22 protein-coding genes and 1 tRNA gene are annotated in these 21,470 nt (G+C 68.2%); 10 read left to right on the top strand and 13 right to left on the bottom strand.

The genetic code is table 11. From position 1 onward, the window contains the following. Positions 1–67: 67 nt before the first annotated feature. Positions 68–1,276, top strand: a complete 1,209-nt coding sequence (locus AB0B82_RS08890; protein ID WP_360164247.1) for a TerC family protein — start codon at positions 68–70, stop codon at positions 1,274–1,276. 5 nt (positions 1,277–1,281) lie between these two features. Here AB0B82_RS08890 and AB0B82_RS08885 read toward each other — a convergent pair whose 3' ends face one another. Genes AB0B82_RS08885 through AB0B82_RS08870 form a run of 4 tightly spaced genes read right to left on the bottom strand, consistent with a single transcriptional unit; the run spans position 1,282 to position 6,242 of the window. Continuing rightward, entirely contained in the window at positions 1,282–2,112 is an 831-nt protein-coding gene (locus tag AB0B82_RS08885; RefSeq protein ID WP_360164245.1) for a carbohydrate ABC transporter permease, read from the bottom strand. Positions 2,113–2,114: 2 nt separating this feature from the next. Then, positions 2,115–3,065 (bottom strand): sugar ABC transporter permease, encoded by a 951-nt coding sequence (locus tag AB0B82_RS08880; RefSeq protein ID WP_360164243.1) that lies wholly within the window; start codon positions 3,063–3,065, stop codon positions 2,115–2,117. Further along, complete coding sequence (locus tag AB0B82_RS08875; protein ID WP_360164241.1) at positions 3,062–4,333, bottom strand: extracellular solute-binding protein; 1,272 nt, start codon at positions 4,331–4,333, stop codon at positions 3,062–3,064. Before AB0B82_RS08875 ends, AB0B82_RS08880 begins: the two co-directional genes overlap by 4 nt. Before the next feature lie 52 nt (positions 4,334–4,385). Continuing rightward, the gene (locus tag AB0B82_RS08870; RefSeq protein WP_360164239.1) at positions 4,386–6,242 is read right to left on the bottom strand and encodes a beta-L-arabinofuranosidase domain-containing protein; all 1,857 of its coding nucleotides are present in this window, start codon (positions 6,240–6,242) and stop codon (positions 4,386–4,388) included. Between the two features lie 158 nt (positions 6,243–6,400). Here AB0B82_RS08870 and AB0B82_RS08865 point away from each other — a divergent pair, with 158 nt between their 5' ends. Both AB0B82_RS08865 and AB0B82_RS08860 read left to right on the top strand, forming a co-directional pair. Continuing rightward, positions 6,401–7,399 carry a LacI family DNA-binding transcriptional regulator gene (locus AB0B82_RS08865; RefSeq protein ID WP_360164237.1) on the top strand — a complete coding sequence of 333 codons (999 nt, stop codon included), beginning with the start codon at positions 6,401–6,403 and terminating at the stop codon, positions 7,397–7,399. Positions 7,400–7,660: 261 nt separating this feature from the next. After that, entirely contained in the window at positions 7,661–8,323 is a 663-nt protein-coding gene (locus AB0B82_RS08860; protein ID WP_360164235.1) for a TrmH family RNA methyltransferase, read from the top strand. Positions 8,324–8,347: 24 nt separating this feature from the next. Here AB0B82_RS08860 and AB0B82_RS08855 read toward each other — a convergent pair whose 3' ends face one another. Continuing rightward, complete coding sequence (locus tag AB0B82_RS08855) at positions 8,348–9,142, bottom strand: methyltransferase domain-containing protein (protein WP_360164233.1); 795 nt, start codon at positions 9,140–9,142, stop codon at positions 8,348–8,350. A 168-nt stretch (positions 9,143–9,310) separates the two neighbouring features. On the opposite strand from AB0B82_RS08855, the gene AB0B82_RS08850 reads away from it, so the two are divergent. The 3 genes from AB0B82_RS08850 to AB0B82_RS08840 are packed head-to-tail and all read left to right on the top strand — an operon-like array spanning position 9,311 to position 11,352. Next, the gene (locus AB0B82_RS08850; protein WP_360164232.1) at positions 9,311–9,847 is read left to right on the top strand and encodes an AAA family ATPase; all 537 of its coding nucleotides are present in this window, start codon (positions 9,311–9,313) and stop codon (positions 9,845–9,847) included. A gap of 21 nt (positions 9,848–9,868) precedes the next feature. After that, positions 9,869–10,552, top strand: a complete 684-nt coding sequence (locus tag AB0B82_RS08845) for an RraA family protein (protein ID WP_360164230.1) — start codon at positions 9,869–9,871, stop codon at positions 10,550–10,552. Further along, a complete protein-coding gene (locus AB0B82_RS08840) occupies positions 10,549–11,352 on the top strand; it encodes an aldo/keto reductase (protein ID WP_360164228.1) in 804 nt (267 codons plus the stop codon). The genes AB0B82_RS08845 and AB0B82_RS08840 overlap by 4 nt, the downstream gene beginning before the upstream one ends. Here the strand turns inward: AB0B82_RS08840 and AB0B82_RS08835 are convergent. Next, the gene (locus AB0B82_RS08835; RefSeq protein ID WP_360164226.1) at positions 11,345–12,229 is read right to left on the bottom strand and encodes an LLM class flavin-dependent oxidoreductase; all 885 of its coding nucleotides are present in this window, start codon (positions 12,227–12,229) and stop codon (positions 11,345–11,347) included. The two genes, AB0B82_RS08840 and AB0B82_RS08835, sit on opposite strands and share 8 nt — an antisense overlap. 92 nt (positions 12,230–12,321) lie before the next feature. On the opposite strand from AB0B82_RS08835, the gene AB0B82_RS08830 reads away from it, so the two are divergent. Beyond that, on the top strand, positions 12,322–12,747 hold the full coding sequence (locus AB0B82_RS08830; protein WP_360164224.1) for a MarR family transcriptional regulator: 426 nt from the start codon (positions 12,322–12,324) through the stop codon (positions 12,745–12,747). Continuing rightward, positions 12,744–13,421 carry a hypothetical protein gene (locus AB0B82_RS08825; protein WP_360164222.1) on the top strand — a complete coding sequence of 226 codons (678 nt, stop codon included), beginning with the start codon at positions 12,744–12,746 and terminating at the stop codon, positions 13,419–13,421. The genes AB0B82_RS08830 and AB0B82_RS08825 overlap by 4 nt, the downstream gene beginning before the upstream one ends. 79 nt (positions 13,422–13,500) lie before the next feature. On the opposite strand, the gene AB0B82_RS08820 is transcribed toward AB0B82_RS08825, so the two are convergent. The 5 genes from AB0B82_RS08820 to AB0B82_RS08800 form a co-directional block, all read right to left on the bottom strand. Beyond that, entirely contained in the window at positions 13,501–14,019 is a 519-nt protein-coding gene (locus tag AB0B82_RS08820) for a YciI family protein (protein WP_360164220.1), read from the bottom strand. Between the two features lie 98 nt (positions 14,020–14,117). Beyond that, positions 14,118–15,209, bottom strand: a complete 1,092-nt coding sequence (locus AB0B82_RS08815) for a hypothetical protein (RefSeq protein ID WP_360164218.1) — start codon at positions 15,207–15,209, stop codon at positions 14,118–14,120. A gap of 74 nt (positions 15,210–15,283) precedes the next feature. Beyond that, a complete protein-coding gene (locus AB0B82_RS08810; protein ID WP_360164216.1) occupies positions 15,284–17,485 on the bottom strand; it encodes a PQQ-binding-like beta-propeller repeat protein in 2,202 nt (733 codons plus the stop codon). Positions 17,486–17,572: 87 nt separating this feature from the next. Continuing rightward, complete coding sequence (locus AB0B82_RS08805) at positions 17,573–17,866, bottom strand: DUF1330 domain-containing protein (protein WP_360164214.1); 294 nt, start codon at positions 17,864–17,866, stop codon at positions 17,573–17,575. A 155-nt stretch (positions 17,867–18,021) separates the two neighbouring features. Then, positions 18,022–18,104, bottom strand: a tRNA-Tyr gene (locus tag AB0B82_RS08800). A gap of 82 nt (positions 18,105–18,186) precedes the next feature. Between AB0B82_RS08800 and AB0B82_RS08795 the strand changes: the two genes are divergently transcribed. Next, positions 18,187–18,678, top strand: a complete 492-nt coding sequence (locus tag AB0B82_RS08795) for a YajQ family cyclic di-GMP-binding protein (RefSeq protein WP_360164212.1) — start codon at positions 18,187–18,189, stop codon at positions 18,676–18,678. 153 nt (positions 18,679–18,831) lie between these two features. Then, complete coding sequence (locus AB0B82_RS08790) at positions 18,832–19,755, top strand: aminoglycoside phosphotransferase family protein (protein WP_360164210.1); 924 nt, start codon at positions 18,832–18,834, stop codon at positions 19,753–19,755. A gap of 62 nt (positions 19,756–19,817) precedes the next feature. Here AB0B82_RS08790 and AB0B82_RS08785 read toward each other — a convergent pair whose 3' ends face one another. Both AB0B82_RS08785 and AB0B82_RS08780 read right to left on the bottom strand, forming a co-directional pair. Then, on the bottom strand, positions 19,818–20,561 hold the full coding sequence (locus tag AB0B82_RS08785) for a GNAT family N-acetyltransferase (protein WP_360164208.1): 744 nt from the start codon (positions 20,559–20,561) through the stop codon (positions 19,818–19,820). Between the two features lie 121 nt (positions 20,562–20,682). After that, a complete protein-coding gene (locus tag AB0B82_RS08780) occupies positions 20,683–21,444 on the bottom strand; it encodes a helix-turn-helix domain-containing protein (protein ID WP_360164206.1) in 762 nt (253 codons plus the stop codon). Between the last annotated feature and the right edge of the window lie 26 nt (positions 21,445–21,470).

Raw genomic sequence — 21,470 nt, 5'->3', positions numbered from 1 at the left:
AGATGCCTTTCAGGCAAAATTATCGAATCGCGGCCGTCAACCTGTCCGCGCGTGGTTGGGTGAACTCATGACCGTGTCCCCTCTGGTCTGGGTGCTGACCCTGGCGGCGATCGTCGCCCTCCTGCTGTTCGACTACTTCTTCCACGTGCGGTCGGCGCACGTCCCGACGATCCGCGAGGCCGCGGTCTGGTCCGCGCTGTACGTCGGGATCGCCGTCCTGTTCGGTCTCGGCACACTCGTCCTCGGCGGCGTCGCCATGGGGTCGGAGTACTTCGCCGGGTACATCACCGAGAAAGCGCTGTCGCTCGACAACCTGTTCGTGTTCCTGATCATCATGACCGGCTTCCGGGTGCCCCGGGAGAACCAGCAGAAGGTGCTGCTGGTCGGCATCGTGGTCAGCCTGATCGCCCGGGCCGGCTTCATCTTCATCGGCTCCGCATTGCTGAACACGTTTTCCTGGGTGTTCTACCTGTTCGGGATCGCCCTGCTGCTGACCGCCGGAAACATGCTCAAGCCGGAGACGGAGGAGTCGCACCAGGCGCAGAACCTGGTCGTCCGGCTCAGCCGCCGGCTGTTCCGGACCTCGGAGGACTACGACGGCGACCGGCTGACCACTGTGGTCGACGGGCGCCGGATGCTGACGCCGATGCTGCTGGTGATGGTCGCGATCGGCGCCACCGATCTGATGTTCGCGCTGGACTCGATCCCGGCGATCTTCGGCCTCACCCAGAACGTGTTCGTCGTGTTCACCGCGACCGCCTTCAGCCTGCTCGGCCTGCGGCAACTGTTCTTCCTGCTCGATGGCCTGCTGGACCGGCTGATCTACCTGTCCTTCGGACTGGCCGCGATCCTCGCGTTCATCGGCGGGAAGCTGATCCTGCACGCGCTGCACGAGAACAACCTGCCGTTCGTGAACGGCGGCGAGCACGTCGAGGTGGTGGAGGTCGGCACCGAGTTGTCGCTGGTGGTGATTCTGGCGGTGCTGCTGATCACGATCTTCGCGTCGCTGTTCAGCACCCGAGGGCGGACGCAGACCGCGATGGCCCACATCCGCCGCGACGCGACGGCGTACCTCGACCCGGACTACACCGACGATCCGGCGGAGCGGGAACGCGTGTTCCAGCGGTTGCTGCGGGCCCGCGACCACATCACCGAACTCGGGCCCAAGGCCAAGCAGCAGGTCCGGAACGAGGAGGACCTGATGGAGCTGTGCCGCCAGGTCAGCGCGGCGCACGCCGTCGCCCACGCCGACCACGACATCCGGCCCAGCCTCTGAGCCGGTTACCCCTTGACCGCACCGGACGCGAGACCGCTCACGTAGAACCGTTGCAGCCCCACGTAAAGCACCACGCACGGAATCATCGCGATCACCGATCCCGCCACCAGCGACCCGAAGTTGACCTCGCCGTACGCGCCCGCCTGGACGTTCACCAGAGCGACGGGCAGCGTGTACAGCTCGTCCTTGGTCAGGAACGTCAACGCCCCGAGGAACTCGGTCCAGGCCGCGAGGAACGCGTACAGCGCGACCGTCGCGGCGCCCGGCGTGATGAGCGGACGCAGTACGGAACTGATCATCCGGAACGTTCCGCAGCCGTCGACATGGGCCGAGTCCTCCAGCGCGGCCGGCACCGAGGCGAACGAGTTCCGCATCACGAACACCCCGAACGGCAGGTTCACCGTGGTGTAGAACAGCACCAGCCCGAGCAGGCTGTCGGTCAGCCGCAGTACGTTCAGCTCGAGGTACAGCGGGGTGAGGATCGCCTGGAACGGGATCATCATCGACACCACCACGAGCGCGAACAGCACCGGCCCGCTCCGGAACCGGAACCGCGCGAACCCGTACCCGGCGAGGGTGGCGAGCAGCGCGGTCAGGACGGCCGTGCTGAGCGCGACGATCAGGCTGTTCGCGACCGAGCGGACCAGGTTGCCCGGCCCCTCGATCAGCGTCCGGAAATTGTCCCAGGTCAGCTGGAAGAACGTTTTCCCATCCGGCGCCGCGACGATCACGTCGTTCGGCTGGACCGACCGGAACAGGGCCCACAGCAACGGTACGGCGAAGACCAGCAGCGCGCCGCCCCCGCCGATCACGTACAACGTGTTCTTGAGTCGCATGGTCAGTCCTTCTCCCGGAGCAGGCGGAACTGGGCCGCGGTGACCAGGCCGACCACGACCACCAGCACGATCGACAACGCGGTCGCGGCACCGAGCTGCAGCTGGACGAACGCCCGGTTGTAGATGTACTGGACGACCGTCGTGGTGTCGGTGCCCGGACCGCCGCGGGTGAGGATGTAGAACTGCGTGAACGCCAGCAGCGAGCCGATCACCGAGATGATCACCGCCATCGCGATCGTCCGGCGCAGGATCGGGATCGTGATCTCGCGTTCCTGCTTCCACCAGCCGGCGCCGTCCAGCTCGGCGGATTCGTAGTACTCCCGCGGGATCGCCTGCATCCCGGCCATCAGCAGCATCATGGTCAGCCCGCTGACCGCCCACACCACCAGCACGCAGATCAGTCCGGTCGCGAGCGGCCCGCTCACCAGCCAGGCCGTCGTACCGTCGGTGATGCCGAGTTCGCGCAGCACGATGTTGATCGCACCGCTGTCCGGCTGCGCCTCCAGGACGGTCACGAAGCTGAGCGTCGACAGTCCGACCACGAAGGGCAGGAAGAAGACGGTCCGCAACAGCGTGGATCCGCGGCGTTTCCGCCGGACCAGCACCGCGAGCGCGTAGCCGAGCACCAGGATCGGCCCGGTCACGATGACCGTGTAGAGCAAGGTGTAGAGCACCGACTTGGCGAACGCCGCGTCGGACACGATCGCGGTGTAGTTCTTCAGTCCGGCGAACTTCACCGTGCCGATCAACGGCCAGTTGGTCAGCGAGATCACCAGGGCGAACGCGAGCGGGACCAGCACGAAGACGGCCACGAACACGACCGCCGGTGTGACCAGCAGCAGCCCGGTCCGGGACGGATGGGTGAGCGAGCCCTGGCCGACGCGCCGGCCGGCCGAGGCCGCCTTGCGGGCGCCGGAATCGAGCCGGCGGGCACCTCTGACGGCGGTACTCATGCTTGCCCCTGGCGCAGGATGCGGTCCCAGTTCTGCTGGGCTTCGGACATGGCGGCCTCCAGTTCGCCGTCGAACACGGCGCGGCGGAACATCTGCAGCCACGGCCCGTCCGGCTGGTTGTAGAGGAGGTTGTAGGACAGCGTGGTCGGCGCGTAGCCCTCTTCGATGCGTTCCAGCGGCAACGTCGCGAGCGGGTACTTCTGCGCGAACTCGGCGGTCCGCGCATCCGACCGCACCGGCGTGTACCCGCCGGCCGGCAGATCGATCTGCTGCGGCAGGTCCAGTGCGAAACGCACGAACTCCCAGGCTCCGGACGCGTTCTTGGCGCCGCGCGGGATGCACATGTTGTCGCCGCCGTCGAAGAACGCCGCACCACCGTGCGGACCGGACAGCAGCCGCGGCGTGACCTTCTGATGAAAGGCGTCGTCCGATGCCGACACGACCACGCTGTAGTTCGACGGGAAGATGCCGATCTTGCCGGCCCGGAAATCGCTCCCCCACCGGGACGCGTCGTCGGAGAAGTTCGCCCGCGGCACCAGGCCATCGACCCACAGCTGACGGTGCAGCTCGAGCATTTGGCGGATCGCGTCGTTGCCGACGATGTTTCCGGACTGGTCGGGGATCGTGCCGCGGATGAAATCGGTGTCCGCGGCCCACACCATCGGCTGGACCACGAACCCGAGGGCGCCCGGGCTGTTGGCCGGGAAACTCCACGCATAAATGTCCTCGCCGAGTTTCCGGAATTTCCGTGCCGCATCGAGCAGATTGTCGAACGAGCGGATCGCCTCGTCCGGGTCGACGCCGGCCCGGTCGGACAGCTCGGTGTTGAACCAGAACATCGAGTTGTCGGCCAGGTACGGGACGCCGTACACGCGCTCGTCCTTGGTCGCCAGCCGCAGATGGCCGGGGCTGAGCGTGTCCCGGAAGTCCAGCGCGGCGAGCGGCTCGGTCAGGTCGGTGAACGCGTCGCGGTAGATGAACAGCATCGAGTTGATGTCGTCGATGTCGACCAGGTCCGGCACACTGCGGCCGCGGATCGCGGTAGCCAGCTTGGTGACGTACTGGGCGTCGAGGACCGGCGTGAGCTCGACGGTGAGCCGGTCCTGCGACGCGTTGAACTTCTTCACCAGGTCGGTCAGGCCGCTCTGCGTCGCCGCCCGGCACCAGACCTGAACGGTGCCGGTGGCGTCCTGCCCGAAGCCCGCCGCCGTGGTGTCGGGTTCGGGCAGGACCGAGCTGCAGCTCGACGTCAGACCTGCCCCCGTCATGCCGGCCGCCGCAGCGGCCGACAGTCCGAGGAATCTCCGCCGGGTGACCATGTCAGGCCCTGGGCAGCCAGACGCGCATGGCACCGATTTCGCGGTTCGCCCACGCGTAGTACGGAATCGCGGTCACGTCGACCTCGTCACCGGTCGAGTCGGCCGCGTCGCCGGTGAAGGGCCAGCCGTCGCGATGACCGGTCCCCGCCCGGCCGCGGGCAGTCAGGACGGTCACCCCGCCCAACAGGTCGGAGGCCTGCTCGACAGGTGCCTCCGGCAACAGATGCAGGTCGTCGACGTCGGCTCGGTTGTCGGCCTGTTCGACGGCGTAGACCAGCGGGCCACGCTCGATCGCGACGCAGCCGCGGACGGCGTCGATCCGCGGGTCCGCCCCGACCACGCGTGGCGTGAGCGGCAACTGCAGGTCGATCTCGGCGGCCTCGACCCGGACGTAGCCGCCGGTGTCCACGCGCTCGCCGTTCACCGTCGCGCCGTCCGCCCAGCCCGGGATCCGCAGCTCGACCGCCGTCGGCGTCGTACTGCTGATCCGGACCGCGCCGTCCCACGGGTAGTTCGTCTCGACGGTCAGCTCGACGTCGCCGGCCTTGATCACGCCCGCGGCGTACTGATGGATCTGGACCGCGCCGTCGCCGGTCGTTGCGAGGTAGCCGTCGAGGCTCGACAGCGTGCGCATGATGTTCGGCGGGCAGCACGCGCAGTCGAACCAGCCGCGCCGGCCGTGCGCGGGGCTCCGGCCGGTGTCGGGGTACGCCGCGCCGCGCAGCTGCAACGGGTTGACGTAGAAGTACTCCGTCCCGGACAACGACACGCCGGCGAGGAAACCGTTGTACAGCATCCGCTCGATCGCGTCGGCGTACTTCGCCTCGCCGGTCGCGAGCAGCATCCGCCAGGCCCACTGGATTCCGCCGATCGCGGCACACGTTTCCGCGTAGGCGCGGTCGGGCGGCAGTTCGTACTCGTCGCCGAACGCCTCGCCCTCCCAGCGCGCGCCCAGGCCGCCGGTGATGTAGGTCTTGGTGGACCACATGTGGTCGAACTGCCGCTTCAGCGCATCGAGCAGGTCGGTGTCGCCGGTCTCGAGCGCGACGTCGGCGGCGCCGGCGGCCAGGTAGACCGCGCGGACCGAGTGCCCCTCGACCGAGGTGGCCTCGCGCACCGGAACACGGTCGGAGAAATACGCCGGCGAGTGCCCGTGCCGCTCGATGATTCCGTGGCCGCGCGCGTCGACGAACCACTGGGCGAGCTCCAGGTACGCCGTCGTACCGGTCTCTCGATACAACTCGACGAGCGCCATCTCGATGACCGGGTGGCCGTCGACGTCCACGGTCTTGCCGTCGCCGAACGTCGCGACGAGGTGATCGGCGAGCTTGATCGCCACGTCGAGGAGGGCTCGGTCGCCGGTGCAGCGGACCTGGGCCACGGCGGCCTGGATCAAGTGGCCGGCGCAGTAGTGCTCGTGGCTCCAGACCAGCTGCTGGTAGCGGCCCTCGTCGCCGTACCGGAGCTGGACAACCGAGTCGAGGTAGCCGTCCTCGCGCTGTGCCGCGGCGACCACCTCGGTCAGCTCGCGGATTCGGCGGAGCAGGTCCTCGTCGGGATTGCGGCCGTACTCCCAGGCCGCGGCCTCGAGCCACTTGTAGACGTCGGAGTCGGCGAAGACCGGGCCGATCGCCTCGCCCTCGCCGATCCCGGCCGCGAGCCGGAGGTTCTGCAGATTGCCGGCCTTCTCGAGCTGGTCCTGGCCGCTCGGGATCGCGTCCGCACCGTTGCGGGTCTGCCGCGGCGCCCAGAAGCCGCCGGTGATCGCGACCTGGCCGAGTCCGAGGGGATGCCGGCGGCCCTTCGCGGTGGCCGCTGGGCTGCGGGAGCTGATGACAGTTTCCGGGGAAGCGCTCATCGGGCGTTGACTCCTGAGTTAGGAAAATCCGGAACACGTTTTCCTGGACGAAGGTAGAGAGCTGGCCGCGCCAGGTCAACCCCTACCTGTGGATAACTTCCGGCCGCTCGGCGATTCGTGCGGTACTGTGCCGGAAACCTCAGGAAAGGAGTTGCCGGATGCCGTCAGGGACCACTCGCCGGCCCGGGATCAAGGACGTGGCCGCGCTGGCCGGCGTCTCGGCGAGCACCGCGTCGAAGGCGCTGAACGACACCGGGCACCTCCGCGCGGAAACCCGCGAACGGGTGCGCAGGGCCGCGGAGCAGCTCGGGTTCACACCGGACAGCCGGGGCCGTGCGCTCGCGTCCGGGCGCAGTTTCACGGTCGGCCTGATCACCACGGACAGTTCCGGGCGGTTCAGCATCCCGATCATGCTCGGCGCCGAGGACGCGCTCAGCGCCGGCGAGATGGCGCTCGTCCTCTGTGACACCCGCGACGACCCGCTCCGCGAGCAGCACTACCTGAAGTCACTGGTCTCCCGCCGCGTCGACGGCATCATCGTGACCGGCCGCCGGACCGAAGCCCGCGAGCCGATCGACGTCCCGATCCCGGTGGTCTACGCGTTCAGCCCGTCGACCAATCCCGAAGACACCTCGGTCATCGTCGACGACCACAGCGGCGCCGCCTCCGCAGTACGGCACCTGCAGTCGCTGGGGCGCGAGCGAATCGCGCACGTCACCGGGCCCGAGTCCCATCTGAGTGCGCAGATCCGCGCGGCGTCGACGATGGGCGCGGCGCGGTCCGGGTTCGTCGGGCAGCCGCTGTACGGCGAGTGGAGCGAACGCTGGGGTCGCCACGCGGTCGACGTCCTGCTCCGCACCGACCCGGAGGTGGAAGCGATCACCTGCGGCAGCGACCAGATCGCCCGCGGCGTCTGCGACCGCCTCCGCGAACTCGGCCGCTCGGTCCCCGACGACATCGCGGTCACCGGCTTCGACAACTGGTCGGTCATGGCCCTCGCCAGCCGCCCACCCCTCACCACCGTCGACATGGAGCTCGAAGAACTGGGCCGCCGCACCGCCAACCTCCTCCTCGACGCCATCGCCGGCTCCCCCCACCCCGGCGAACTGATCCTCCCCACCCGCCTGGTCCCCCGAGAATCCACCCTCGGCACGTAACTCCTCGTCCTCCAACCCCGGCACCCCACCAGCACCCCGAGGACGCCAGCTGCCGCACCACGCTGTGAGGTCGGTGGGACGTTCGGCCGGGGCTGAGGTTGAGGTCGTAGAGTGAGGCGGATGCAGAGGATTTCGTCGCGGAATGCCCGGTTTCAGGTGTGGCAGGCTTCGTTGACGAACCGGACCAAACGTCAACGGTCCGGGGAGTTCCTGGTCCAGGGCGTTCGTCCGATTTCGGTTGCCGTGGACAACGGTTGGCCGGTGCGTACGGTCATTACCGACGCATCCCGCCCGCTGTCGAAGTGGGCCTCGGATCTGCTGCACCGGCTCCCGGACGCCGAGCGCGTCGCAATGTCCCCCGAGCTGATCGCGGAACTCGGCGAGAAGGACGACCCAGAACTCATCGCCGTCCTCGAACTGCCTGCCGATGACCTCGACCGTATTCCGATCAGCCCGAGTTTCCTCGGCGTCGTGTTCGACCGCCCGACCGGTCCGGGCAACATCGGTTCCATCGTCCGGTCCGCCGACGCGTTCGGTGCGGACGGTGTAATCGTGACCGGTCATGCGGCCGACGTCTACGACCCGAAGGCGGTCCGCGCGACGACGGGTTCGCTGTTCGCGGTTCCCGCCGTCCGGGTGCCTTCGCATCGCGAGGTCCTCGAGTGGGTACGGCGGTCCGCGCAACCGGTCGTCGTGGTCGGTACCGATGAGCACGGGTCGACCGACGTGTACGACTTCGACTTCACTCAGCCGGTTCTACTGCTGATCGGCAACGAAACCGCCGGCTTGAGCGCGGCCTGGAAGGAAGCGGCCGATCACCTGGTCCGCATCCCGATCACCGGCTCGGCCAGCTCCCTCAACGCTGCCAACGCCGCAACCGCTGTCCTGTACGAGATCTCGCGCCAGCGCGCCCGCCGTACCTGACTGCGCCGCGCGATCGGAGCAGGTTCACGCTGTGCAGAGCAGTTCGCCGGAAAGTATGGAAATGCACGCGTCCGGAGTTTCCGTCCACCGGCGCCAGGCTTCGGAAATCGCGGCCAGCCGCTCCTCGGGCACGCCGGCGGCACGGGCCTGATCCGCGAGCGCTGACTTGAGGATGCGGTCGGCCCACATGCCGCCCCAGAACTCGCGGTCCGCCGGATTGGCGTACGCCCAGGTCGACGTGGTCGCCTCGACGTTCTCGAACCCGGCCTCGAGCGCCCAGGAGAGAAGGCGTCGACCGGCGTCCGGTTCGCCGCCGTTCGCGCGGGCCAGTCGCTGGTAGAGCGCCATCCACTCGTCGAGTTCGGGAAATTCCGGATACCAGACGAAACCGTGGTAGTCGGAATCGCGCACCGCCACGATTCCGCCCGGCTTGCACACGCGGCGCATTTCCCGCAGCGCCTGCACGGGGTCAGCCACATGTTGCAGGACCTGGTGCGCGTGGACGACGTCGTAGGTGTCGTCCGGCAGGTCCAGCGCGTGCACATCGCCGACCACGAACTCCACGTCCAGCTCGAGTTTCGCGAAGGTCGCCTTGGTGATGTCGAGCGCGGCCGGGGTCGCCTCGAGCGCCGTCGTCCGCCCGGGCTGGACCAACCGCGCGAGATCCGCGGTGATCGTGCCCGGCCCGGCGCCGACGTCGAGCAAGGACATGCCCGGTCGCAGCTGCGGAATCAGATAAGCAGCCGAGTTTTCCGCGGTACGCCAACTGTGCGACCGCAATACCGACTCGTGATGCCCATGCGTGTACACGTTGCTCATCGCAGGCTCCTTGCCTCCATCGATGAATCCAAGCTAACGCAAGATCTTGCTGACTGAGACACATCATCTCGAAAAGTGGACAGCGGGATGGTGATGGATCCGCGCCCGGCGCGGTTTCTGACACGCGCTTTACACCCGGTGACGGCCGGGGCGGCTAAGGTACGGCGGGTGCAGTCGAAACCGATGCTGGTCGTGGTCAGTGGTCCGCCTGGGACGGGGAAGACGACGCTGGCGCACCGGATCGCGGGTGCGCTCGGCTGTCCGGCGATCTGCCGCGACGAGATCAAGGAAGGCATGGTCCACGCCACGCCGGGGTTCGTGCCGGGGCCGGGCGATCCGCTGACGATGCGCACACTGTCGACGTTCTTCGACGTGATCGGGCTGCTGATCGGCCGCGGTACGACGGTGGTCGCCGAAGCCGCGTTCCAGGACCGGCTGTGGACACCCGGCCTCAGCCCGCTGCTCAGCCGCGCCGACCTCCGGATCGTGCACTGCACGGTGCCGGCCGAGGTCGCGCTGGAACGGATCACCACCCGCACCGCGAGCGACCCTCGCCGAGCCGCACACGAGGACGCACAGATCAGCGCGGACGCGCGCCTGCGGACCCACAATGCCTTTCAGCCCGTCGATCTGCCGGTACCACAACTGACGGTCGACACCACTACCGAACCGCCGTTGGGCAACATTCTCAAGTTCTTGTCCTAGGCCGCAGAAGAAGAGGTTGGGATGCTGGAACGATTCGACGGGTTGACGACGGCACACCTGGCGGACGCGTGCGTACGCGCCGGCGTGCCGGTGCGCACGGTGTCGCTGACGGCCGTTTCCGGACACCGAGTCGCGGGCCGGGTACTCCCGGCGCAGCACGTCGGAAGTGTCGACGTTTTCCTGGAGGCATTCGAGTCCGCCACGGCGGGCGACGTACTGGTCGTCGACAACGGCGGCCGCCGCGACGAGGCGTGCGTCGGCGACCTGGCCGCGCTCGAGGCCGCGGCCGCCGGCGTCGCGGGCATCGTGATCTGGGGGCTGCATCGAGACACCGCCGACATCAAGGCGATCGGGCTGCCGGTGTTCAGCCTCGGCGCGTTGCCGACCGGTCCACTGCGGCTCGACCCGCAGCCCGACGATGCGTTGTCCACGGCAACGATCGGCGAGTGGACGGTGACCCGTGACGACGTCGTACTCGCGGACGAGGACGGCGTGGTCTTCGTACCGGCGGATCGGCTGGACGAACTGCTCGGCCTCGCGCAGTCCATCCGCGACACCGAACGACGGCAGGCCGACGAGATCCGTGCGGGGCGGACACTGCGTGAGCAAGTGAGTTTCGCGCTGTACCTCGAACGGCGCGCCGCCGACCCGACACTGACCTTCCGGCAGCACCTGCGCGCCATGCGGGCAGCGATCGAGGAATGAGTGCCTGGAAACTGGGCGAGGTCACCGTCGATCGGCTCGGCTTCGGCGCGATGCGGATCACCGCGAACCCGGATCGCTCCGTCGCCCACGCAGTACTGCGGCGCGCGGTCGAGCTCGGTGTGAACCATATCGACACCGCGGCGTTCTACGGATCCGGAAAACGTTTCGCCAACGACCTGATCCGCGCGGCGCTGGCGCCGTACCCCGACGAGTTGGTCATCGCGACGAAGGTCGGTCCGGGGACCGACCCGGAGCGCGGCTTCTACAACGCGACCACCGCCGCCGAACTACGCGAGCAGGTCGAGACCAATCTGCGTCAGCTCGACGTCGATTGCCTGGACGTCGTCAACCTGCGGATCCCCGGTGCCGGATCAGTCACCGAGCGGTTCGAGTGGCTTGTCGCACTCCGGGACGAAGGGTTGATCAAGCAGCTCGGCGTCTCGAACGTGCGCATCGAGCAGCTCCGTGAGGCGCTGGCGATCGCGCCGGTCGTCTGCGTCCAGAACAGCTACGCCATCGACCGTCGCGGCTCCGAGGACGAGATCATCAGGTACTGCGCGGAACGCGGAATCGCCTATGTTCCGTTCGGCTCCATTGCCGACGGCACCGAATCGGCCGCGGTCGAAGCGATCGCCGCGGCGCACGACGCCACCCCGCAGCAGGTCCGGATCGCATGGACGCTGCACCGCTCGCCCAACATCCTCGCGATCCCGGGCACCGGCAGCGTTCGTCACCTCGAGGAAAACGTCGCAGCCGGAGCGCTTTCGCTGTCCGCCGACGAACTCGCCACACTCAACTGATCGCGGCGCGAACCGCCGGTACGACCTCCTGCGACCAGCGCGAAAGCTGCACCTCGAAGGCGTCGTTTCCGCGCGGAAACAGCGTGAAGCCGGCGGCGCCGTGGTTCAGTACGGCGTCGGTCAGCTCCTCGACCCACTGCTCCGGCGATCCGCCGATCCAGCGATCGTCCTCGTCCCGCGTGCGACGCACCGGGGTCGCCGTGATCGCGCCGGGGAAGTTGTAGATCGTCGCGACGTCCGACGCTTTCCGGCCGACGGCGAGCGCCGCCTCGTCGATGATCGGGCGCGACCAGCGGTACCGGTCGCTGAGCCAGTCGGCGGCGTGCCCGGGGATCCAGCCGTCCGCGTTTCGTCCGGTGACGGAAAGCGATTTCGGTCCGTTCGACCCGGTCCAGATCGGCGGCGCGGGCACGGTGGCCGGACGCAACGTTCCGATCGGGTAGTGCTTGGTCGACTGCGGGGTACCACCGTCGGCCATCGCATGGACGAGCTGCATCGCCTCTTCAAACGCTTCAACCGCCTCGGCCGGGCGCAACCGCGGCACGCCCATCGTCGCGATCCGGTCCCAGGCACCGCCGGCGCCGAGCCCGAGGATGAACCGACCGCCGGACAGCGCCGACAGCGAGGTCGCGGTCCGGGCGAGCACCGGGGCGGGCCGCAGCGGCAGGTTGGTCACGTTCACGAACGCGGACAACCGCTCGGTGCTACCGAGGATGTACGAGATCGCGGCGTACCCGTCGAGCATGTCCGCGACGTACGGGTGGTCGGCGAGGCTGACGTGGTCGAGTCCGTCCCGGTCGGCGCGCTGCGCGAGGCGCACGATCGCCGGGGCCTCGCGCACCGCGTCCGGCGACCCGTACCCGAAGCGGACGTTCATGACGACTCCCTGAGATAGTTTGCTGTTCTAACTAGTTGTAGCACAAATACTTAGAACAGCAAACTATTAGAGTCGCGGACTATCATCGAGGTATGGCGACGACGACGGCGGCCCGCGACACCGATCTGGCGAGCGTGCTGGTGCAGACGATGCACCGGCTCCAGGACGTGCACGCGGAAACGAGCCGTCCGCTCGGCCTCACCCCGCAGCAGGCGCATCTGCTCTGCGTCCTGCTCGGCGGCCCGCTCGGGATGACCGAGCTCAGCCGCATCCTGAGCATCGAGCGGTCGAGCCTGACCAGCATGGTCGACCGCCTCGAGCGCCGTACCTTGGTCGCCCGCGTCCCGAACCCGACCGACCGCCGCGCCTGCCAGATCGAGCTGACCCCGGACGGACTGGCCCTCGCTCACGAAGCGCACGACGCCGTGGTGAAGCGCATCAATGCGATGACCGCCGACCTTCCTGTCGCCACCCGCCGAGCCATCGCGACCGCCCTGCAGTCCGTCCTCGCCGGATGACCTACCGGTCAGTCGAACTCGCCGGCGCCCGCATCGCCTACCGCGTGGGCGGCGCCGGACCCGCGCTTGTCCTGATGAGGAACAACCGCCGCCCGCTCGACTGCCCGGTGGCTGACGAACTCGGTCGACGGTTCCAGGTCTTTCAGATCCATGCGGTGGGGTTCGGCGCCAGCGAGCGGCCGGACGAGTACGACTTCGGCAGTATCGGGGATCAGGTCGTCGCGGTGCTCGATCAGGAGGGCGCCAACCGGTTCGCGGTCTGGGGATTCTCACAGACTGCCTGCATGGCCGCGATCGTTGCCCGGTCGACCGATCGCGCCGCCGCGCTCGTGATCGGCGGGGTCACTCCGATCGGCTTCCCCACGGACGCGACGATGCGCCGGTTCGAACGCGAGCCTCGATTGCCCCGTCCGGCACTGGAGTTCTGGCGCGCCTACCGCTCGTACGACTGGCACCGCGAGTTCAGGTCGTACGGCGGGCTCAAGGTGGCCTACCTGGGGACGGCCGACCCCGCGATCCGGCGCTTCCGCCGCCAGCGGCCGGTGCTGGAAGGGGTCGGGTTCGAGTGTCTCGAGTTCGAAGGCCTGAACCACCGCTCCGGGGGCCTCGACGACGACACGTTCGACGGGCGCCGAGTCGCCCAGACGATCGCGGGCCGCCTGCCGACAAGCTGACCCTGCTGCAGACCACCTACCGCCGCACGCACGCGGCAGACCTAACGGCCGCCCGACGACCCGTACACCCACCGCCTCCCTAGCGGCGGCCGCCGAACTCCCACGGGTGCACTTCGGCGTGGTCGGCTTCGATCAGTGCCGCAGCGTCGGTCGGCGACGGCGCCTCCACCAGCGCCGCCCGCCCGATCTGAACCTCACCGTCGAGCAGATCGCCGTACATGATCAGGTGCGGCGACGTGAGCCGGCGTGACTCGTCCCTGGTGAGGACGAGGTAGCGACTGCGATCAGGCGCGCTGCCGGTGAAGTCCCACATCGTGCGACCCGGGAAGCGATTGTTGAAGCGCTTGATTTCGACGGTTTCGAAGGCGCCGGCGCGGTAGTACGGCTCGTCGTACGCGAAAGACCGCACCGCGTCCTCGTCCGGCAGGTCGACGATGTGCAGGCTGCCCGTGGTCCGTTCGCGATCCTCGGTCAGCGTCGGGCCACGGGCGATCAACTGGTCGGCGTAGCCGTCCATGAACGTCCAGTGCTCCTCGTTCAACGCCACCTTGAGCTCGAACCCACGCGCCGCGTCCCGCCCGTACACGAAGTACTCCATGACTGTGGACCTTAACCTTAAGCGCTTCAAACGGGCCGCCGAGCGAGCACCGGCGCAGGGAGTGCGTACGACGTGCCGTACGCACTCCCTGCGTGGTGTCAGGCGGTGGCTGCGAGGTGCAGGCGGAGGATCGTGTCGTAGTCGATGACCTCGACACCGGCGGCCGGAACGACCGTTTCCTGGCTCGAGACGATCACGACGCGGCGCGGGTCGGCGAGGTCGACGTCGTACTTCGACTTCACCTCGGAGCGGTGCTCCGCGTCCGCCAGGTACTCCGCGTACTTCGCGAGCTCGGCGGCGCTCTCCTCGACCGGCGTACGGAAACCGCGGCGACGCTTCTTTCCGTTGATCGTGTCGACGACCGGCAGCTCGAGCCGGCCGACGACGTGGCTGCCGTCCGCGCGCTCGAGGACGAAGTCCGGCTGCAGGTCGCCGAGCGCCGGCCGCCGGATCAGCTTGGTCGCGTCGAACACCGACAGCAGGATGCTCTCGTGCGCGTCGAGGAACTCGTCGACGGTCGCGTTCTGCACCCCGTGCGCGAGGTAGGTGCTCTCGAAGGCGTCGGCCTTCAGTACGTCCGGATCGAGCGGCAGGCTGAGCGTGCCGACCGGGTCCAGGTGCGGGCGCGAGTTGATGTAGTTGTTCAGGAATTCGAGGTACTTGTCGGCCGGTTCGGACCGGTGGATCGCCAGCGCGAAGAACACCCAGTGCGCCCGCAGCGAGTCGCCGGAGGTCTGCACGAGCAGGGTCCGGTCGAACGTCGAGTAGTTGCCGGGCGCGAACCGCAGCAGCTCGTCCGCCGGGCCGACGACCTCCTCGCCGAGCATGTTGGCCGCGTTCGGAAACTGCTCGACCAGCGTTTTCCGGCCGGCTTCGGTCGCCAGCGTCGCGTCCTTGAACCAGTTCTGGCCCTGGAGGTTCGCGACCACGGTGCGGCCGTCGCCGAGTCCGAAGTACTCCTCGATGCTGCCGACCTTCTGACGCCGCACCTCGGGGGTCCGGTACTCGCGGCTCAGCCCGACGAGCTCGAGAATGTTCCAGTCCGGCGTCTCGGTCAGCACCATCATCCGCGGGAACAGCATCGGCCCCGGCAACTCGCTCCGGTGACTCACGGGCAGATGCCCGGCCACCCCCTTGAGGTGCTCCCCCCAGAACTGCCCGTTGACCTTCACGAACTCGGTCGGTTTCATCGCTCTCCTTGATCGAACACCCAGCCACTCCGGCTTCAGGCTTCAACTCCCGCCCGATCAGACCCTATTCCCGGCTACCGCAGCGCGACGAGGCCGTCCCTGCCGGTGGCCAGGATCAATTCACCGGCCGCAAAGATCTGCCGACAGGAAACCGATCGGTGCAGCGGCTGCTCGACAGCGCCGCCACCCTCGGTCACCTGCACGAGCCGGCAGCCACTTTTGCCGGGCCCGACGAGAAACACCCGGCCGCTCGGCGTCACGGCGTACCGCTGCCCGGCGGCCACGTTCGTTCGAGTCGTCGAGACCACCCGGCCGTCGGCGACGTCGACGAAGCGGACGATCGTTTTCCGCGAGCCGTCCGCGTCGCGCACGCAACTGAGCAGTACGACGCGGTTCGCAGCGGGCACCATCCGGAGCGAACAGGTCAACTCGCGTGGAACGTCGGAGTGCCAGCGCACCGCACCGGAGCCCGGATCGATCGCCGTGAGCCGCTGCTGCGCCTGGCCCTTGTCCTCTTCGCCGCCCTCGATACCGACCACGACGTCGCCCGCCGCGGTCAGGTTGCGGACCCCGGTATCGCGTCCCCAACGTTTCTTGCCGGTCTCCAGGTCGAGGCCGACCAACTGGTCGGGCTGCCCTCCACAGCTGTGTCCGAGGTCGGCGACCACCATGCCGCCGGCCGCCTGAGCGGAGATGCTCGTGCAGCGGCCCGGTTCGTAGGTCCAGCGGTTGGAGCCGTCGAGGTTTGTTCCGTACAGCTTGTCGGATCCCTTGCTCACCGACTTTCCCGTGACCAACGGATCGCTGCCCTCGACGGTGTAGTCCCGGGTTCGCTCAGGCCAAGCCGTCACACGTTTTCCGGTGTCGGCGTCGAGCACGAAGAAGCCCAGGTCGGGGTACTCCACGAGCAGTTTCCGGCCACCGTCGAGGACCTCCAGGTTCGGGTCGTCGTCGGTGTCCGCGCGGATGTAGCGCCACCGCGAGTTCCCAGACGCGGGGTCGAGCATCTCGACGGTGCCGCGGCCGCGGGAAACGGCGATTCCGTGCGCGGTCGCCACCGTGTCGAGGGAGGACGAACCACCTCTGCTGGTCCAGCGCAGTTCCTGGCCCGTCTCGGTCGAGACTGCCTCGCGACCCACCGGCCGCCGGTCGCCGTCGACATGTTCGTTCACACTCAGCAGGTAGCTGCGCTGCAGCGGGACGAGGACGAAGATCACCATCAGGATCACCACGGCGCACGCGGTGAGACCGGCCAGGGTCCGACCGCGGTTCGAGCCGCTCCCGGCGGTGAATCGGGTCGCCGCGAACGCGGCAAGTCCGGCCAGGACGAGCAGCGCGGACGTGATCAGGAGGAGCGGCACGCGTGCACCCACGCCCGAGGCGCCGGTCGCCTGCGGGACGTTGAGCACGACGATCACCAGGCAGCCGAGGCCGCCCGCGGCCGTTGCCGCGGTCATCATCCGGGCTCGGCGGTCGGCGCCCTTCCCGGCCGACCACAGCGCCGGGACCGTCGCCGCCGCGATCACGGCCATCACGATCGCTTGCCACTTCGGTTCGTCCCGGAACTCCGGCAGCCGCCACGGTTGCCCGATCGCTAGCAGCGCCGCGAGGGTTGCCGCGATCGCGCTCGTCACCGCGAGGACGGAAAGCCCTGCCCGCTGCCAACCGCGCCACGGCGAGGGGTCCAACTGGTCGAGGAGCTCGAGCTCGACCTCCAGGTTGGCCCGCGCCGCCGCGTCGTACCGCTCGTGCGCGAGCTGGATCCGGAAAATCCTCTCGGACGCAAGCATTTCCTGGATTTCCTGGCGGCGTTCCTTCAGGTCGAAGTGGGCGTCCCGGCGCAGATCGGACGCGTGGTTCGAGTACTGCGGATCCGCCAGCACGGAGTCCACCGCGTCGAGCAGTACGACACCGTTCGGCCCCGGGTCGTCCGCCGCGCCACCCGTGAGCCGTACCAACCGAGCAACCTCGGCCACGCGCACAGCACTCACGCCGTACGCCGGCAATTTCTCCTCAGCCAGCCGCGCCGACGCCTCGGCGTCCGCACGCGCCGAGTTCCCCCGGACGTGCTCCGCCCGATGGAACCACGCCGCCAACCGCACAGCCACCGGATCCGTACACAACTGTTCGAGCGACCCCAGCGCCGTGAGCACCCGCCGCAGGTACCGCTCCCGGTAAGCCCCACGCCGCCGCCCGGTGTACCGCCCCTCCAACTCCCCGGCAAGCTCCCCCGCACCAGGCACCCCGTCGCCCCAAAGCTCGCGAAGCCCGCTCATCCCCCGATCCTGCCACCCACCAGGTCCCGTCCCGGTCATTTCCCCTGGGCCATCCGCCGGAATGGGGTCAGCGGGCGGGCTGGGAGGTCAGTCGGCGCCTTCGACGATGCGGAAGTCGCGCTCGACGCCGTCTGCGAGGACGCCCAGCGCTACCTGGTAGGCCTCGCTCTCACGTGCTGCGACGGCTTGTTCGAAGCTGTCGAACTCGACCAGCACGGTGCGTTCGGCGATTCCGGCGTCGCGGGCGACGACCCGATCACCGCGGGACAGGAGCCGCCCACCAAAGGCCCGCACGGCCGGACCGGCCAGCTTGTCGTAGGCAGCCAGCTTCTCCCGGTCGGAGATGCTGTTGTAGACGCTGACCCAGTACCCCTTGGGCATGGAACCTCCTGTGACGAACAGGCCGGACGCACCACTCGGACCGATCATGCCCGACGCCGGCTCGCCGTACTGCGACGGACGCAGAAGACACAACCCCAGCTACGAAAGTGGCCCGCACTCTGCGTTTCCGCAGATTACGGGCCGTACTCTCACGGTGGCGGGTGCAGGGTTCGAACCTGCGTAGGCATACGCCGACAGATTTACAGTCTGCTCCCTTTGGCCGCTCGGGCAACCCGCCAGGGTGCTGCCGGTTCGTGAACCGGCGTGGGAGACGATACAACAGGTAGTGGCCCTCACAGCAAATCGGAAAGGAAGTGCCCATGGCTTCGGAGTCCTCCTTCGACATCGTGAACAAGGTGGACCGTCAGGAGGTGGACAATGCCGTGAACCAGGCGGCGAAGGAGATCAGCCAGCGGTTCGACTTCAAGAACGTGGATGCCGCGATCAAGTGGTCCGGCGAGTCGATCGACATGCAGGCGAACACCGAGGAGCGGGTGAACGCGGTCCTGGACGTGTTCAAGGACAAGCTGGTGAAGCGGCAGATCTCGCTGAAGGGGCTGCAGGCGGACGACCCCAAGCTGTCCGGGAAGGTCTACAAGATCAACGCCACGATCGACGCCGGCATCACGCAGGAGAACGCGAAGAAGATCTCCAAGCTGATCCGCGACGAGGGGCCGAAGGGTGTCAAGGCGCAGATCCAGGGCGACGAACTGCGGGTGTCGAGCAAGAGCCGCGACGATCTGCAGGCTGTTCAGAAGCTGGTCCGCGAGCAGGACTACGACTTCGCCGTCCAGTTCGTGAACTACCGCTGACGTACGACGCTGACGTACGGCGCTGACGTACGGCGGGCTGACGTACGGCGGGCTGGCGTACGGCGGGCTGGCGTACGACGGGCTGCATAGCCGACTGAGACGTGCCCGGTAATCGGCTCGCTGGGGCGGCCGGTTGCCGGGCATGCTGGTGCCGTGGGCGAGACGTTGATGCGGAAGTGGCTGCTGGCGGACTTCGGGCTCGACGTGGTGGAGCTCACAGCGGTGCATCACGGTGCGGACGTCGCGGCGCAGGTGTGGAAGGCGTCGACAGCGACCAACACGTACGCGGTGAAGTGGAGCGGGGCGGGGACGAAGACGGGCCATCAGGTCGCGGCGTACCTGGCCGATTGTGGAATCGCCGGGGTGCCGGAGATGGTGCGGACCATTGAAGGTGGTTTGTGGAGCGTCCACGCGAAGAAGCGGTTGACGGTGACGCCGTGGATCGACGGACAACGGGCGGCGGAGACCGGGCTGACCGACGAGCAGTGGTCGGAGTACGGCGTACTGCTCCGCCGCGTGCACGACGCCGAGCCGCCGATGAGGTTGCGGGATGCTCTGCCGCGGCACAGTCATATCGATGCGCGGATGTCGGCGCTCGCGGAGGAAGTTCGCGCGGGGTTGAAGACGCCTGAAGGCGCGGATTTGGCGGCGGTGTGGGAGCAGTACGAGGACGTCATCGCGGACCTGTTCGGCAACAGGCCGGAAAAGCCGACCGGGCCGCGGGTGGTGTGTCATGGCGATCCGCATCTCGGCAACGTGCTGGTCGGTGACGGGTTGCGGCTGATCGACTGGGACGACGTGATCTACGCGCCGCGGGAACAGGATCTGATGTTCATGCTCGGTGGGATGGGCGAGTTCGGGCCCGTCACGGAAAATCAGCGAAACGCTTTCCTGGACGGGTACGGCGCGCATGCGATCGACGAGGACGCGGTCCGGTACTACCGGCACGTCAGGGCGTACGAGGACGTTGTCGGCTGGTCCCACCAGGCCCTCGAAGGCCCGGAGAACGCTTTCGCCCTCGGAGTCCTGAAGGGCGTCCTCAGCGAAGGCCTCGCCGCCCTCGCCACGCCAAACTGACCCCGCGCCGCCCAGCGTGAACGCTGGCCAAGGTGACCACGGCGCGCGGTCCGCAGTGGGATTCAGGCGTGCCGGAGCCAGATGTTGGGTTCGGTGTAGGTGCCGGTGTTTGCTTCGCGGTCTATGTGCAGGACAGTGAGGCCGTCCGGGATCGTGTAGGTGCCGGTGGACGGGAACTGCATTCTGGTCCAGTTTTCCCAGTCGGTGACGGAGCCGGTCATCGTCTGGGAGGCCGGGGCGGGGGCCAGGAGCGTGGCGCCGAGGCGGACGTGCGTGCGCAGCCAAGGGTCGAGCGGCAGGCCGTCGTCGCGGGTCCAGGTCATGAAGATCTCGATCGGCGTCAGCGGATACCGGGACTTCGAGGTCGGTCGAACCGGCGCGATCATCTTTTCGAGGCCGTTCGCCGCCGCGTGATCACGGAGTGCGGCGATCACCCGGCCCGCGTGTCCCTGTCCTTGTTCGTCGGAACGTACGGCGGCCGCCATCAGCACGCAGGTGTTCGGTACAACGTTTTCCTCGTGTTCCGTCACCGAGCGCGCCAACGAGTCGGTGAACCCACCGGGCAGATCCTCGACCGTGCCGTCCCACGCCAGCGGCACGGCCCAGCACCCCGCGATCAGCCGCCGGCCGTCATCAGTCGCGTCGACGAAGTAGAACTCCCAGTCGGCGAAGTACTCCCGGCGCCGATCGCGGTAGGGCGGCACGCCCTCGTCGTGGAAGATGAACTCCGGCCAGTCCTCCGCGAACCGCTGCTCTGCCTCGTCGTCCAGCTCGGGCGCGTCGGCCGCGAGAATCAGCTCATACACGTCCCGAACGTTAGCCCCAACCCTGTCGGAGCGTCACCGCCAATAACGCTGACCGGCCGTCGCCCCCGGCACCCGACCGAACCCTTACCGCCATATGATCCCGGCGCCGGCCGTCGCGCCGTCAGCCGCGTACGGCGCGCGGGGACCGCCCCAGTTCGCGGCGGCAGGTTTTGTTGAAGGCTTGCAGGTCGGGGATCCCGACCGACGCGGCGATCGCGGGGATCGACAGCGTCGACGACACCAGCAAGTGCCGGGCACGGGCCATCCGCCGGCGGCGGATGTAGGCGATCACCGTCGACCCGGTCTCGGCCTGGAACAGCCGCGTGAGGTGGTTGTGCGAGACCCCCGCCAGACGGGCCAGCTCCGGCACCGTCAACGGCTGTGCGAGGTTCGCCTCGATATGCGCGATCGCGGTCGCGACCGACGGGTGCCGCGTCTCGGTGCTGGCCGGCGTGAGATTCGCGATCCGCCACAACGCGCTCCACACGTCAGCGGTCGTCCGCGACGAGCCCGACGGCGAGGACTCGATCGCCGACCGCAGCAATGCCGACAACATCGGCGCACTCTCGCCGGCGTCCTGAACGACCGGCAGCGCCACCGGTTCACCGGCGACGACCGGCCGGAAGTGCGCGTACAGGTGCTCGGAACGCCCGCGGTAGTCGAACTGCACCTGAGTCCCGGCCGGCGTCAGCGACACGTATCCGGGCGCGACGGAAAACGTTGTACCCAACAGCGTCAGCTCGGCCGCGTAGCTGTACAGGTGCAGTTGCCACAAGTCCGGCAATCGGAAAACGTCGCGCAGACCGCGGACGCCGTGCACGCCGGCGCCGACGTTCAGCACCTCCGGCGGTTCCGCGAGATGCAGCGCGAGCAGATCAGGCATGGTGAGAAATTACCACCAGTGGTGAA

The organism is Kribbella sp. NPDC048915 (assembly GCF_040649595.1).
GTDB lineage: Bacteria > Actinomycetota > Actinomycetes > Propionibacteriales > Kribbellaceae > Kribbella.
This window is presented reverse-complemented; position numbering and strand designations above follow the sequence as displayed.